At 68.1% G+C, this 13,534-nt stretch carries 12 protein-coding genes; 3 read left to right on the top strand and 9 right to left on the bottom strand.

Going from position 1 to position 13,534, the window contains the following annotated elements; genetic code table 11:
* Positions 1 to 41 precede the first annotated feature (41 nt).
* Entirely contained in the window at positions 42 to 1,028 is a 987-nt protein-coding gene (locus tag M2351_RS05965; RefSeq protein ID WP_264655206.1) for a magnesium transporter CorA family protein, read from the top strand.
* A 16-nt stretch (positions 1,029 to 1,044) separates the two neighbouring features.
* On the opposite strand, the gene M2351_RS05960 is transcribed toward M2351_RS05965, so the two are convergent.
* The 3 genes from M2351_RS05960 to M2351_RS05950 form a co-directional block, all read right to left on the bottom strand.
* A complete protein-coding gene (locus M2351_RS05960; RefSeq protein WP_264655205.1) occupies positions 1,045 to 2,598 on the bottom strand; it encodes a multicopper oxidase family protein in 1,554 nt (517 codons plus the stop codon).
* 75 nt (positions 2,599 to 2,673) lie between these two features.
* A complete protein-coding gene (locus M2351_RS05955; protein WP_264655204.1) occupies positions 2,674 to 3,105 on the bottom strand; it encodes a hypothetical protein in 432 nt (143 codons plus the stop codon).
* A gap of 169 nt (positions 3,106 to 3,274) precedes the next feature.
* A complete protein-coding gene (locus M2351_RS05950) occupies positions 3,275 to 4,015 on the bottom strand; it encodes a Bax inhibitor-1/YccA family protein (protein ID WP_264655203.1) in 741 nt (246 codons plus the stop codon).
* A 503-nt stretch (positions 4,016 to 4,518) separates the two neighbouring features.
* Here M2351_RS05950 and M2351_RS05945 point away from each other — a divergent pair.
* The gene (locus M2351_RS05945; protein WP_264655202.1) at positions 4,519 to 4,836 is read left to right on the top strand and encodes a hypothetical protein; all 318 of its coding nucleotides are present in this window, start codon (positions 4,519 to 4,521) and stop codon (positions 4,834 to 4,836) included.
* Between the two features lie 31 nt (positions 4,837 to 4,867).
* On the opposite strand, the gene M2351_RS05940 is transcribed toward M2351_RS05945, so the two are convergent.
* On the bottom strand, positions 4,868 to 5,194 hold the full coding sequence (locus tag M2351_RS05940; RefSeq protein ID WP_264655201.1) for a YgaP family membrane protein: 327 nt from the start codon (positions 5,192 to 5,194) through the stop codon (positions 4,868 to 4,870).
* Between the two features lie 207 nt (positions 5,195 to 5,401).
* Between M2351_RS05940 and M2351_RS05935 the strand changes: the two genes are divergently transcribed.
* Positions 5,402 to 6,799 (top strand): aminotransferase-like domain-containing protein, encoded by a 1,398-nt coding sequence (locus tag M2351_RS05935; RefSeq protein WP_264655200.1) that lies wholly within the window; start codon positions 5,402 to 5,404, stop codon positions 6,797 to 6,799.
* Between the two features lie 17 nt (positions 6,800 to 6,816).
* Here M2351_RS05935 and thiD read toward each other — a convergent pair whose 3' ends face one another.
* From thiD to M2351_RS05910, 5 genes are all read right to left on the bottom strand, one after another.
* A complete protein-coding gene (thiD, locus tag M2351_RS05930; RefSeq protein WP_264655199.1) occupies positions 6,817 to 7,647 on the bottom strand; it encodes a bifunctional hydroxymethylpyrimidine kinase/phosphomethylpyrimidine kinase in 831 nt (276 codons plus the stop codon).
* Positions 7,644 to 9,014: a phosphoglucosamine mutase gene (glmM, locus tag M2351_RS05925; protein WP_264655198.1), complete on the bottom strand. Its 1,371-nt coding sequence runs from the start codon at positions 9,012 to 9,014 to the stop codon at positions 7,644 to 7,646. The genes thiD and glmM overlap by 4 nt, the downstream gene beginning before the upstream one ends.
* 160 nt (positions 9,015 to 9,174) lie before the next feature.
* Entirely contained in the window at positions 9,175 to 10,335 is a 1,161-nt protein-coding gene (gene folP, locus M2351_RS05920) for a dihydropteroate synthase (protein ID WP_264655197.1), read from the bottom strand.
* 316 nt (positions 10,336 to 10,651) lie between these two features.
* Positions 10,652 to 12,583, bottom strand: coding sequence for a tetratricopeptide repeat protein (locus M2351_RS05915; protein ID WP_264655196.1), 1,932 nt, complete (start codon positions 12,581 to 12,583; stop codon positions 10,652 to 10,654).
* 372 nt (positions 12,584 to 12,955) lie between these two features.
* A complete protein-coding gene (locus M2351_RS05910; protein WP_209763942.1) occupies positions 12,956 to 13,411 on the bottom strand; it encodes a hemerythrin domain-containing protein in 456 nt (151 codons plus the stop codon).
* Positions 13,412 to 13,534: the final 123 nt, after the last annotated feature.

The raw sequence follows: 13,534 nt of genomic DNA, 5'->3' as shown, positions 1-13,534 counted from the left end.
GCGGGCCCCCCCATGATCGGTACCCCCAAGATCGGTGCCACATGATCCACGCGCACATCGTCCGGGACGGCACGCTGTACTCCGCCGTCACCAACCCCGAACACCTGCCGCCGGAAGCGGTCTGGATCGACCTCTGCGATCCCGGCCGGGAGGAGGAGGAACGGCTGGAGCAGGTTCTCGGCCTCAACCTCCCCACCCACGAGGACATGGTGGAGATCGAGGAGACGAGCCGGGTTTCCAAGACCAAGGACGCGCTGTTCATGACCGTTGTGGCGGTCTGCCGGTCGGACAGCCACGACCCGACCACGGTGCCGATCACCTTCGTCCTGACACCGAAGCGGCTGGTCACCGTGCGTTACGACACGCCGCAGTCCTTCAAGATCTTCAAGTCCCAGTGCGACCGCCAGCAGGTCCAGGTCGAAAGCGCGACCGACGTGCTGGTGGCGATGTGGAACACCATGGTGGACCGGCTGGCCGACATCATCGAGCGGATCGGCGCCGACCTGGACGTGCTGAGCCGCGAGATCTTCCGCTACAGCAACGGACGGCCCGGCCAGCGGCCGGGCAAGCGGCGCCGGCCCCGGCGGCCGCTGGAAGCGGTGCTGAGCGACGTCGGCCACAGCCAGGACGTGGTCTTCCGCATCCGCGAGAGCCTGCAGAGCCTGGACCGCGTCTTCGCCTTCGCCCGCGCCAACCTGCGCTCCGACGCCGCCGCGATCGGGCTGGAGGCGCTGGAGCGCGATCTGCGGTCGCTGCACGAATACACGGTCGACCTGATCAACAAGGTGCAGTTCATGCTGGACGCGACCGTGGGGCTGATCGGCATCCAGCAGAACGCCATCATCAAGATCATCTCCATCGTCTCCGTCGTGCTGACGCCGCCGACACTGGTCGCCAGCATCTACGGCATGAACTTCCAGCACATGCCGGAGCTTGGATGGACACTCGGCTACCCCTACGCCCTGGGCCTGATGGCGGCCACCGGCATCCTGCCCTACCTGTTCTTTAAATGGCGGGGCTGGCTATAGGGGCCGCCGCAGAGGATTAGGCGCTGCGGTCGTAGACCACCTCGGTCATCATCCCGGTTTCCATGTGCATCAGGTTGTGGCAGTGCAGCGGCCAGCGGCCGGGATTGTCCGCGTCGAAGGCGACGGTGACGGAGCCGTTCAGCGGCACCAGGACCGTGTCGCGGACCGCTCCATTCACCGGCGCGCCGTTCAGGGCGACGACCTGGAAATGGTGGCCGTGCAGGTGCATGGGGTGGGCCATGCCGCTGGCATTGACCATCTCCACCAGCACCCGCTGCCCTTTGGGCACGGCCAGCGGCACATGCCGGCCGAAGGGTCGGTCGTCGATGGTCCAGGCATAGGGCATCATGGAGCCGGTCAGCCGTACACGGAACCGGGCGGCCGGGTCACGCGCGGCCAGCGGCTCGGTGGCGGACAGGCTCTGCTCCAGCGACAGGTCGACCGGGCCGGCGGCCTCCGCGGCGAGGGTGGCTACCTTCGCCACCGTGGCGCCCGGCGTCGCCAGGATGATGCCGGTGCGCTGGCGGTCACCCTCCCGCTGCGCCAGCACGGGGAAGGCTCCGCCGCCCGGCGGAAGCTGGAGCAGGATGTCCAGCCGCTGGCCCATCACCATGCCGAAACGACGGCCGGTGACCGGCTTCACAGGGTTGCCGTCGGCCGCCAGGACAGTGCCCTCCAGCCCGCCGAGGTCGATGTGGAAGGCGGTTGAGGTCGCGCCGTTGATCAGCCGCAGGCGCACTCGGCCGCCGCGCTCGACCTGGACCAGCTGCGGATCGTCCAGCGTGCGGTCGTTGGCAAGGTAGGCGTCGTACTCGATGTCGTTCAGGTCCATAGGAGCGCCGCCGGACATCGTGCTTGAGGGCATAGCGCTGGCGTGCCCCTGGTGCGCGTCATGGTTCATGGCGGACGGCTTGGAAGCGGTCATGTCCATGCCCGGCATCGACATGCCATGGTCGCCGTGTCCGCCATGGCCGCCGTGCGTCATGGTGCCGCCGCCGGTCAGGCCGGCGAGCAACTCCGCGGGGTCCTTGAAGGTGAAGTCGTGCAGCAGGACGATGACCTCCTGCACGTCGGCGCGGCGATCCTCGGCGGTGCGGACGACCAGCGGGGCGGCCATGAGCCGCTGCTCCTGAAAGCCGTGGTGCGAATGCATCCAGTGCGTGCCGGGACGAGGCGCGAAGTCGTAGCGCTCCACCGTCCCCGCCGCGACCACCGGGCGGTTGGCGTCGGCGACGCCGTCCTGCGCGTAGGGGGGCGTCATGCCGTGCCAGTGGATAACCGTGTCCTCGCCGGCCTTGTTCTCCAGGTCGACGAGAAAGCGCTGGCCCGCGTCAAGGACGATGCCGGAGGAGCCGTCCGGCTGGCGGATGCCAAACACGGTGGCGGACTTGCCCATCACCTCCAGCACGCGTCGCTCGACGACCAGGCGGGTCGGCGTGGGTTCGGCAGCGAAGGCGCGGCGGGCCGCCGCGGGGACGAGAGTGTAGAGGCCGCCGAGCGCGGCGGCGGACGCTGCGGTGGACAGGAACTGGCGGCGCGTTTGCAGAATGGGCGGTTTGAGGCTTGGCATCGGGCGATCCATCAACGGAATCCGGTCAGGGCACGCGCGGGCGAAGGCCTGCGGCGGTGCGGCGAACAGGGACGATCAGACGGACGCGCGCGGTGGCTTGTAGGCCGGCCCGGGCCGAAGGCCGGCAAAGAGCGGGCTGGGCGCCAATGGTTGCCGGGTTCCGTCAGGCGGCGGTTCCGGCAGCAGGCCGGACGGGGTGACACCGCCGTGCATGAGGGAGCAGACACCGCCGGCGCAGCAGCCGGGCGGATCGCCCTTGCCGGGATGGTGGTCGCAGGCGCCCTGACCACCCCCGTGGCGGTCCATGGCCAGGGCAACGATCGCCGGCGGGGCATGCGCATTGACGACGGGCGCGGACACCCCGGCGGACCGAGCCATGCCGTCGTGGCAGGGGGCAGCGTGGCCAGGGGATGGCATCGCGAACAGCAGCAGCGCGGCCAGCAGAAACAGGCCCGCCGTCACCACGCCCGCTCCCGCCTTTCCAAGGGTGCCTGCACCCTTCCCCATCGATCTCGCCCCGTCTCAGAACCGGTTCCGGTTCGACCAAGCAAAGGTAGGGCTCGGCGGCGGCACGGTCAACGCCGCCCGGGACGCTAAAGAAAATGGGCCGGCTGCCGAAGAAGCCGGCCCGTCAAGGCAGGACGCACCTGGAAAACGCTGGATTACTCGTCGCGCCTTACTCGTCGCGCTGGCCCATGAGCTGGAGGAGCATCTGGAAGAGGTTGATGAAGTTGAGGTAGAGGGAGAGCGCGCCCATGACGGCGAGCTTGGTGTTGGTCTCGTGGCCGTAGCCCTCGGCGTACTCTTCCTTGATGCGCTGGGTGTCGTAGGCGGTCAGGCCGGTGAAGATCACCACGCCGAGGACGGAGATGGCGAACTGCAGCGCGCTGGAGCCGACGAAGATGTTGACCAGGCCGGCGATGACGATGCCGATCAGGCCCATCATCAGGAACGAGCCCATCTTCGACAGGTCGGCCTTGGTGGTGTAGCCCCACAGGCTCATCGCGGCGAACATGGCGGCGGTGATGAAGAACACCCGCGCCACGCTGGCCCCGGTGAAGACCAGGAAGATCGACGCCATGGAGACGCCCATCACCGCGCAGAAGGCCCAGAACAGCCCTTGCAGGCCGCTCGCCGACATGCGCTCGAAGCGCCAGGACAGCACCATGATGAAGGCCAGCGGCGCCAGCATCACCACCCACTTCAGCGGCGTCGTGAAGAGCGGCACGTACAGCGCCGGCGTGCTCGCCACGAACAGCGCCACCAGCCCGGTCACCCCGAGCCCCAGCATCATGAAGTTGTAGACCCGCAGCATGTGCGTGCGCAGGCCCTCGTCGAACTGTGCGCGGTCCATGGCCGGGGCGCCGGCGCCCCAGCGGCTCTGGCCCGGACTTTGGTTCGGGTACTGGTTGAACATGACGAAAGCTCCCTCGTTTACGCCCCGGATGCGCACGTGCCGGCACCCGCCCGCGGAACGGGCGGCCGGTCGGCGCGATCGCTGTGGAAAGGATCCGTGTGGATTTGCCGCCCGCTCGGCCGCTGGCGCGCGGATGTGAGCCGGCCGGTCTTTCCGGCGGCGGAACCGCGGTTGCGAAGCGATGGGGCAGTGAGCGATGGAATTGTAGCGCCCCTGATGGGCAGGCTGGCCCGGATGCTGTGCGAGGTCTCCATCGTGGGACCCTCCAAATGCGGTCACGCCCGTCGGCGCAAGAGCAGGTGAAGGGATCCGACATCGCAGCCGACGACTCGGCTGCCAGAGGGGCCCGGATCCGGAACATTCGAACAGTTGGCGGTGGGGGTGGCGGCTTTCAAGAGGCCCCTCCCCCGATTCCGACGGGAGCTTGGAACGCGCTCGGCTGTTCCCATATGGGCCGTTCTCGACACGGCAGGAACGGACAGGACCAGGAGCTTCGGAATTTGATGGACCGGCACCACGCGCGGCTCGAACGTCGGGTCGACCGTATCGAGGAAAAGCTTCCGGACCGAATGGCCCACGCATTGCGCTGGTTGCGCGATCCGCGGGCGACCTGGGTCCGCGTGCCGGTGGGGTTGCTGCTGATCGTCGGCGGGCTGCTCAGCTTCCTGCCGGTGCTCGGCATCTGGATGCTGCCGCTGGGGCTCATCCTGCTCGCCTACGACGTGCCCTTCCTGAAGGCGCCCGTCGGCCGGGCGCTGGTGTGGGGCGAACGCCGCTGGAAGGAATGGCGGCGCCGACGCCGCGCCGCCACGTCTTCCTAACTCACCTCCATCCGGAAGAGCCCGGATGCGCTTACGAGTAGGTGCGCAGGCGCGTGTCGTCGTGCCCATAGGATTCGTTGCGGAGGTGCTCCCGGCCGTCGCCGCTCATGTCGGACAGGCCGTGGTGGCCGTCCCCCTGCATCATGGCCTTCATCGGGCAATGGCCGCTCATACCGCGCGCGACCAGGGCCGCGCCGGCGAGGCCCATGATGGCCCCCGGCACATCGGCGCGGCGCACGCCGCCCGCGGCCATGATCAGGCCGAGGCCCGTCGAGACGGCCCGCTCCACGGGGCCCAGGTTCCGTTCGCCGCCGAAGAAGCGGTCGTATGTGCTCTGAATGGCGTTTTCCGCGTTCATGTCCGTCTGTCTCCCGGCTGTGCCCGGCTCTGAGGAGGCCCGAAGGACCGCCGGGCGGGCCATTCTCCAACGGCGCACCCACGGCGCGGGTTCCCGCCGCCGGGCCGTGCGGGGTGACGGCGGGAACGCGGGGACATCCATTCCGCCTCGATGGGGACAATGCGGCCCCGCTTGAAGGACGCTTCGTAGAATGTCACTATTGTACCCATGACAGATTGGACACCCGACCTGAGCGGCCGCCAGGGGCCGCGCTACCGCGCCATCGCCGATGCCCTCGCCGACGACGTGGCCGGTGGGCGCCTGCCGGCCGGAACCCGCCTGCCGACCCACCGCGACCTCGCCTACACGTTGGGCGTCACCGTGGGGACGATCACGCGCGCCTATGCGGAGGCCGAGAAGCGCGGGCTGATCGGGGGCGAGGTCGGGCGCGGCACCTTCGTGCAGGGGCACAAGCTGCTGACCCAGCCGTCCGACCCCTTCTCCTGGTCGCCGGCGCTGGAGCCGTCCATCGTCAACATGACGGCCATCACGCCGGAGCACAAACTGACCGCCCAGGCGCTGGGGCCGACCCTCGCGGCCATCGGCGCTTCGCCCAACATCGCGACGCTTCTGGAATACAGCCCGCACGCCGGCCTGCCCGCCCACCGGGCAGCGGTGGCCAAATGGCTGGCCCGCCAGCACCGCGTCAGCGCAGGGCCGGACAACGTCCTGCTGACCATCGGCGCGCAGAACGCCATGGCGGTGGCCATCGCCGCGGTGGCCCGTCCGGGCGACGTGGTGCTGACGGAGCGGCTGACCAACTACGGAATGAAGACGCTCGCAACGGTCGAAGGTTACCACCTGGAAGGGATCGCCATCGACGAGCATGGCGTGGTGCCGGACGCGTTCGACAGCGCCTGCCGCCGGCTGGCGCCCAAGGCGCTTTACCTCGTGCCGACCATGCACAACCCCACCGCCGCCGTCATGCCGGCCGCCCGCCGCCAGGAGATCGCGGACATCGCGCGCCGCCACGGCGTGGTGCTGGTGGAGGACGACGTGTTCGGCTTCCTGCTGCGGGAGCCGAAGCCCATCCAGGCCATCGCCCCGGACATCACCATCTACGTGTCGAGCCTGTCGAAGAGCGTGTCGGCCGGCCTGCGCGTCGGCTTCGTGGTTGCCCCTCCGTCGATGGTTCCGCGGGTCGAGGCGGTGATCCGCGCATTGCAATACTCCACCCCGCCGCTGCCGGCGGAGGTCGCCGCGCGCTGGATCACAGACGGCAGCGCCGACCGCTTCGCTGAGTTCCAGCGCAGCGAGGCGGCGGCGCGCCAGCAACTGGCCCGCTCCATTCTGCCGGCCGACGTCGTCTGCGGCCACCCGGCGGCGCAGCACCTGTGGCTGGTCCTGCCAGAGCCCTGGCGCCGCGACGACTTCATCGCCGAGGCGGCGCGCCGCAACGCCAAAGTCACCGGGGGCGACGTCTTCGCCGTCGGCCGGGCGGGCGCGCCGCACGCCGTCCGCGTCGGCCTCTGCTGCCCGAGCAACCGGGACGACCTTGCCCGCGGCCTGCGCACCCTGGTCGAGACGCTGGAGAACCCGGAATCGGCCATGCTGTCGATCGTTTGATCAGGCCGCGTGAGCCCTTACGGGAAAGGCTTCACCGTGTGCAGGTGGTTGAGCGGGCCGTGCCCATGGCCGAAGCCCGGCGCGGTCAGGATGGCCTTCTCCACATAGGCGCGGGCGCGGGCGACCGCGTCGCGCACGGACAGGCCCTGGGCGATGCCGGTGGCGATGGCCGACGACATGGTGCAGCCGGTGCCGTGGGTGTGCGGCGTGTGGACGCGGCGGCCCTCGAACAGCTGCTCCCCGTCTTCGGTCAGCAGCAGGTCGTAGAGCTGGTCGTCCTCCAGATGGCCGCCCTTCAGCAACACGGCCTTCGGCCCGAAGGTGCGGATCATTTCCGCGGCGCGGCGCATGTCGTCCAGGTTCCGCACGGGAACGCCGGTCAGCGCCTCCGCCTCCGGCAGGTTGGGGGTCACCACATCGGCCAGGGGCAGCAGACGCTTGCGGAGCGTCAGCACCGCGTCGGGCTCCAGCAGGAAATGGCCGCTCTTGGCGACCATCACCGGATCGACGACCAGGGGGACGTTGACCGCGCGCTCCTCATAGGCGCCGGCCACCGCCTCGATCACCGCGGCGTTGGCGAGCATGCCGATCTTGATGGCGTCGGCGCCGATGTCCTCCAGCACCACCGTCATCTGCTGCGCGACGAAGGCCGGATCGACCGGGACGACGCCGAAGACGCCGGTGGTGTTCTGCGCCGTCAGCGCGGCGATGGCGGTCATCGCGTAGCCGTTGAGCGCGCTGACCGTCTTGATGTCCGCCTGGATGCCGGCCCCGCCGCCGGAATCCGATCCGGCGACGATCAGGACCCGGCCGTGGATCGGGTGCGGCTGCTCGTGCTTTGTCGTCATGGAGTGGCCTCCACCGGGCGGGCGGCGTCCTGGATCGCGGCGGCGATGTCGGCGACCACCGCGTGGACCAGCCCCTCGTCGTCGCCCTCCGCCATCACGCGGATCACCGGCTCCGTGCCCGACTTGCGGATCAGCAGGCGGCCGGAACCGTTGAGGCGCGACTCGCCGTCGCGGATCGCCTCCTGCACGACGGCGACCTCCAGCGGCTTGGACCCGGCAGCGAAGCGCACGTTGGTCAGCTTCTGCGGGACGGGGTCGAAGACGCGGCAGACGGCGCTGGCCGGCTTCCCGCCGGCCTGGATCAGCACGGCCAGGACCTGGAGCGCGGCGATCAGCCCGTCGCCCGTCGTCGAGTAGTCGGACAGCACGACGTGGCCCGACTGCTCCCCACCGACGTTGTAGCCATGCTCCCGCATGTGCTCAACCACGTAGCGGTCGCCGACCGGCGTGCGGACGAGTTGGATGCCGAGGCCCTTCAGCTGCCGCTCCATGCCCAGGTTGGACATGACCGTGGCGACCACGCCGCCGCCCTTCAGCGACTGGGCCCGCGCCCAGGAGGAGGCGATCAGCGCCATCACCTGGTCGCCGTCCACGACGCGGCCGGCCTCGTCCACCATGATCAGGCGGTCGGCGTCGCCGTCCAGCGCGATGCCCAGGTGGGCGCCGTGCGCCACCACCTGCTCCTGCAAGGTCTGGGTGGCGGTGGCGCCGCAGCCCTTGTTGATGTTCAGGCCGTCCGGGTTCACGCCCACCGGGATCACGTCGGCGCCCAGCTCGTACAGCACCTTGGGCGCCACGCGGTAGGCGGCGCCGTTGGCGCAATCCACGACGATTTTCAGCCCATCGAGCCGCAGGCCGCGCGGGAAGGTGTTCTTCACATACTCGATGTAGCGGCCGGTCGCGTCCTCAAGCCGGGCGGCGCGGCCGAGGTCGGCGGAGCCGGCCAGGTCGGAGGCGAAGGGCTGCTCCAGCCGCGCCTCGATGGTCATCTCCACGGCGTCCGACAGCTTGTAGCCGTCCGGACCGAACAGCTTGATGCCGTTGTCCTGGAAGGGGTTGTGCGAGGCCGAGATCATCACGCCGAGGTCGGCGCGCAAGCTCCGCGTCAGCATCGCGACGGCCGGGGTCGGCAGCGGGCCGAGCAGGACCACGTCCATGCCCATGGAGATGAAGCCCGCGGTCATCGCCGGTTCCAGCAGATAGCCGGACAGCCGCGTGTCCTTGCCGATGACGACGCGGTGGCGGTGGTCGCCGCGGCGGAATTGCAGGGCCGACGCCATGGCCACGCGCAGGGCCGTCTCGGCGGTCATCGGCTCGATGTTGGCGGTGCCTCGGATGCCGTCGGTGCCGAACAGGTGTCGCGTCATGGAATATGCCCTCGGTGAAAAACCCTGGTCACTGTACCGCAAATGCGGAGGTGGATATGCCTTCTTCGCGCGACGGGGAGCGGCGGTCAAGCGCCCTTCCGCGCGCACGCCAAAGGGTTACACGGACGGCCGATGGTCCGCCCGCCCTCCCCCATCTTCCTTATGATTTCGCGGGGTGCAACCCCTCCCAGACGGCGCGGGCCTGCGCCGTTTGCGCGACGTCGTGGACCCGCAGGATCTGCGCGCCCTGGTTCAGCGTCTCCAGCCCGGCGGCGAGCGAGCCGCCCAGCCGGTCCTTCGGCGCCTCGCCGCGCGACAGTTTGCTGATGAAGCCCTTGCGCGACAGCCCGATCAGGACCGGGCAGCCGAGCCCGTGGTACAGCGCGGTGTGGCGCAGGATGTCCAGGTTGTGCTGCAGCGTCTTGCCGAAGCCGATGCCCGGATCGACCGCGATGGAGTCCAGCGGCAGGCCGGCGGCGCGGCAAGCCTCGACCCGGCCGGCCAGCCAGTCGAACACGTCGAGCGCGGCGTCCTCGTAGACCGGGTTCTGCTGCATGGTGCCGGGGTCCTCCCCCCGCATGTGCATCAGCACGACGGGCGCACCCCGCTCCGCCACCAGCGGCAGGGCGCCGGAGTCGCGCAAGCCCGCGACGTCGTTGATGATGCGGGCGCCGGCGTCCAGCGCGGCGCGCATGACCCGCGCGTGCCGCGTGTCGACGGAGACCAAGGCCCCCTTCGCCGCGAAGTGGCGGACGACGGGCAGGACGCGAGCCTCCTCTTCCTCCGGCGGCACGGCGGCCGAGCCGGGGCGGGTCGACTCGCCGCCGACGTCGAGCAGGTCGGCCCCCTCCTCCAGCAGCGCCTCGCCATGGGCGATGGCGGCGTTGGCGTCAAAGAAGTCGCCGCCATCGGAGAAGCTGTCCGGCGTGACGTTGACGATCCCCATGATGGCCGGCCGCCCGAGGTCCAGCCCGCCAAAGGGCGCCCGCGCCCGCGTCAGCGCGGCGAGCCGCTGGTCCAGCACCTCCGCCACCGCGCGCCCGCGCTCCCACCCCCAGGCCATGATCTCCGACAGCGGCGCGAAGGCGCGCTCGATGCGGGGCCCCTTGCGGACGATGAGTTCGGCCATGGAGAAGGCGAACCGCCCCCCGGCGAGCGGCACGGCCGCCCCCGTCTCCCACGCCGCGATGGGCAGCAGCCCAACCGGGCGCAGATAGACGCGCACACCCTCCTCCCCCGCGGCCCAGGGGCAGAAGGATGCCAGCGATCCGGCGGCGGATTTCGGGGCGGGTTTGGCGGCTGGCTTAGCGGTCGGGGGCATGGGGGCGGCTTGCGTTGCGGGGGCGGGAGAGGGTTTATGGGACAGAATGAAACACTATGAAACGGTGAAACACGTGATGTTTCATTCGGGGTCTGGGCGCTTTGCAGTTGCGGTTTAAGGGAATAAAAGCCTATCACGATGCGGTGGATTGCGGCAAGCTGCATGGACGCCGTGCGGTTCGATGGCGACCGCGTGCTGGCATCGAACCCTCTCCCGCCCCGGGAGACGGTGGCCCAAAGGACCGGATGAGGGTCACGCAAGCATAATGGCGCTGATCCTCGGGAGCACCCTAACACTCGCGGGGTGGGAGAGGATATCAAGGCTGCTCGGCAACCCGCCATTCCGGGAAGCTCTCCAGTTCCGCCGCGTCGGCGCGCTTGGCAATTACCTTGGCCAAACAATCCAGCAACGCCGGCCACGGGTGGCCGTCGTTGACCGCCCGCGCCACGTTGCCGGACAGGTCGAAGCTCAGAGACCGAACACCGGCGTCGATGTCGCGCCGGATCACCGATAGAGCGGTCGCCCGTTCGTCGTCGCTCCTCGCCAAATGACAGAGTCGGTAAAACCGGCATTCGAGGAGCAATGCGGGATCCGTCGCCACACCTTCGCATTGCACGAGCCGCTCCTCACCTTCGTTTATCATCCCGCGCGTGAATAGAAGGCCCGCATAATTGCTGAGGTTGTTGGCGTGCTTGGGATCAGCTTCCACCGCCTGTTGGTACAGACGCTCCGAGCCGTCATGGTCGCCCCGGATGTTCTTCAGGAACAGAGCGTAGCGACCGAGATTGTTGGCGTTCTTCGGATCGGCCTCCGCCGTCTGTTGGTACAGACGCTCCGCCCCGTCATGGTTGCCCCGGATCTTTGTCAGGAAATTGGCATAGTTGCCGAGGATGTTGGCGTGCTTGGGATCGGCTTCGACCGCCTGCTGGTACAGACGCTCCGCCCCGTCATGGTCGCCCCGGATAGTCGCCAAGAACCGCGCGAAGTTGCCGAGGTTGATAGCGTTCTTGGGATCGGCTTCCAACGCCCGCTTGTAGTGAATTTCAGCTTCGTCACCGGCACCTTGGCGATGAAGAAAAGCCGAGAACTGCCCAAGCAAACTGGCATCGCTCGGAAACTCCTCAAGCGCTTCCCGATACAGCGCAACGGCCTTCTCGGGCGCCGTCTTTTCATGCGCATAGGCGTCCATCAGAGCAGCCTGCGCCGATGGAAATTTCTTCGCCACCGTCTCAGCCGCCTGCTTCAAGGGCGCCGCTTCTTCGGCATCGGTCGCGAAAATCTTGCGGTGGAGTTTTTCGAAGGTCTGGTTGTGCTCTTCCATCAGCCGGCGGAAACGGGAGTCGTCTGGATTTGGCAGATCGAATTCGACGTGCAGCATCAGCATCAGTTCGTCGAAGTCCAGGTGCCGGACCCAGATCGCCTCGCGACGGTCGAGCCATTCCCCGAAGGCACCGTCGGGCCAAGTGTCGTTGACCCAGTAGACGCCACCGCGAAGGCTGGTGGGCGGGAGGTTGGACAGGGCTTTCGTGATGCTCGCGTCGCCGCCGGCATAGCCAACGAAGACGAGGCCGCTTTCCGACAGGAGGTTCCCCAGTGCGGCCTCCACTGAACCGGCCAATTCCTTAGTTTCGACGCTCGTGTTCTTCGGGGCGAGTTGGTGGTCGCCGTGCAGTTTGACCACCAGCGGGTTACTGCTCGTAACGCGAACGAAGTGAATCAGCGCCTCGTGACCGATGACCAGTGGGCGGGCGTTGCCGTAGAGGTAGAGCGAATCGGCGACGAGGTCGTCGAAGTTGGTGGTCAGCACCACGTTGCAGCAAGGGCCAGCCTTCTCGTGGGTCATCAGCTTGGCGAGCGCGCCATAGCCGAAGCCCGGTTGCTTGTCGCGGACGATGCTGTCGATTTCCTGCTGGCGGTGTTCGGGGAAGCGGAACAACTGCTCGATCACCGGCCCATAGAATGTGGCGGCGGTCTTGCGCGTGTATCCCTCGAACACCGACGCCGCCCAGGCGTTCGAATCGCCGGTCTTACCAGTCTTTTTGCGCATAAGCTTGGGCAGCCAGAGATCCCGCACCAAGTCGCCGGCCAGCGGGATGTTCGACGAGTAGGAACAGCCGGCGCCGAGGAAAAAGGCGTAGCGTGTCCGGTAATCGATGACGTGCTGGAAAAACTCTCGGACGAATTCGTCCAGAGGAAGCTCGCGTCTTGAAGGCATATGGGAACACTTTGGCAAGGGATTGATGCTCAAACCTTACCATCGCTCAACGATTACGCGTGACTCCCCTTCGACCGCAGCACGAGCTAGAACGCTGCGGCATCGCGCCGCGCCGGATTTCCTGTCGCGCGAAAAAGTCATAAACATGCACGCGTCAGGCGGGAATGTTCCCGTCGGACGTTCAGGAGGGCAAAGCCATGCTGAAAAGGCTGCGCTTTAGCCTGAAGTTCAGGAAGACGGCGAGGGGATGAACAGTCTGCCTCGCCGTCGACTACCTGATCTGAAGGTGGGGGAGCTGGGGCTAGGCCCCGGCTTCCTCCCCTCCTAAAATACGACCGGATGTGGCGGTGCGCAAGGTTGCAGAATCGCTTCTGCGCTCGCTCCGGTCGCGCCCCAGCCTCTGTATCACGCGCTCTTCGGCAGGGGGGCGAGCGCGGCCATCATGTGCTTCTTGCGGTCGGCGTAGAGGGTGCCGAGTTCCTTGGCGCGCTTGTCGTCGAGCGCCTTCTCGGCCTCCTCGAACAGTTCCTCCTCCTCCTCGTCCAGGTGGTGGCGGACGATCTCGCCCAGGACCTGGAGCTTCGCCTTCCAGGCGGTGCCCTCGGCCGGCATGGCGTTCAGCTCGTCGAGCAAGCCGTTGATCATGTGGTGCTCGTTCAGGCCCTCGACCGTCTCCTCCTTCGCGTTCTTGGCCTTGGAGAGGGCCTGGTAGAAGACCGCCTCCTCCACCTTGCCGTGGGCCCAGAGTTCGCGCTGAAGGTCCTCGTAGACGCTGCGGACGTTCGCGCCGCCCTTTTCGGCCTTTTCGAGCAGGTCGCGGACGGTGTCGTGGTCCTGCTTGATCCGGTCGTAGATCGTCATCGCCTGTATCCCGTTGCTGTGTGTGATGCCCGACGGGGCGGTCTCGACAGCAAGAACCCCGGCGGGCGCGGCCGTGTTCCGCCGCGCGTTCGGGTCCTGGCTTGGGCTCTGGCGGGGCACCCC

Origin of the sequence: Azospirillum canadense, assembly GCF_025961225.1 — a bacterium.
Classification (GTDB): Bacteria; Pseudomonadota; Alphaproteobacteria; order Azospirillales; family Azospirillaceae; genus Azospirillum; species Azospirillum canadense.
This window is presented reverse-complemented; position numbering and strand designations above follow the sequence as displayed.

Coding starts and splice junctions, on each gene's coding strand:
- M2351_RS05965 (WP_264655206.1), top strand. CDS start 42: ATGATCCACGCGCACATCGTCCGGGACGGCACGCTGTACTCCGCCGTC.
- M2351_RS05960 (WP_264655205.1), bottom strand. CDS start 2,598: ATGCCAAGCCTCAAACCGCCCATTCTGCAAACGCGCCGCCAGTTCCTG.
- M2351_RS05955 (WP_264655204.1), bottom strand. CDS start 3,105: ATGGGGAAGGGTGCAGGCACCCTTGGAAAGGCGGGAGCGGGCGTGGTG.
- M2351_RS05950 (WP_264655203.1), bottom strand. CDS start 4,015: ATGTTCAACCAGTACCCGAACCAAAGTCCGGGCCAGAGCCGCTGGGGC.
- M2351_RS05945 (WP_264655202.1), top strand. CDS start 4,519: ATGGACCGGCACCACGCGCGGCTCGAACGTCGGGTCGACCGTATCGAG.
- M2351_RS05940 (WP_264655201.1), bottom strand. CDS start 5,194: ATGAACGCGGAAAACGCCATTCAGAGCACATACGACCGCTTCTTCGGC.
- M2351_RS05935 (WP_264655200.1), top strand. CDS start 5,402: ATGACAGATTGGACACCCGACCTGAGCGGCCGCCAGGGGCCGCGCTAC.
- thiD (WP_264655199.1), bottom strand. CDS start 7,647: ATGACGACAAAGCACGAGCAGCCGCACCCGATCCACGGCCGGGTCCTG.
- glmM (WP_264655198.1), bottom strand. CDS start 9,014: ATGACGCGACACCTGTTCGGCACCGACGGCATCCGAGGCACCGCCAAC.
- folP (WP_264655197.1), bottom strand. CDS start 10,335: ATGCCCCCGACCGCTAAGCCAGCCGCCAAACCCGCCCCGAAATCCGCC.
- M2351_RS05910 (WP_209763942.1), bottom strand. CDS start 13,411: ATGACGATCTACGACCGGATCAAGCAGGACCACGACACCGTCCGCGAC.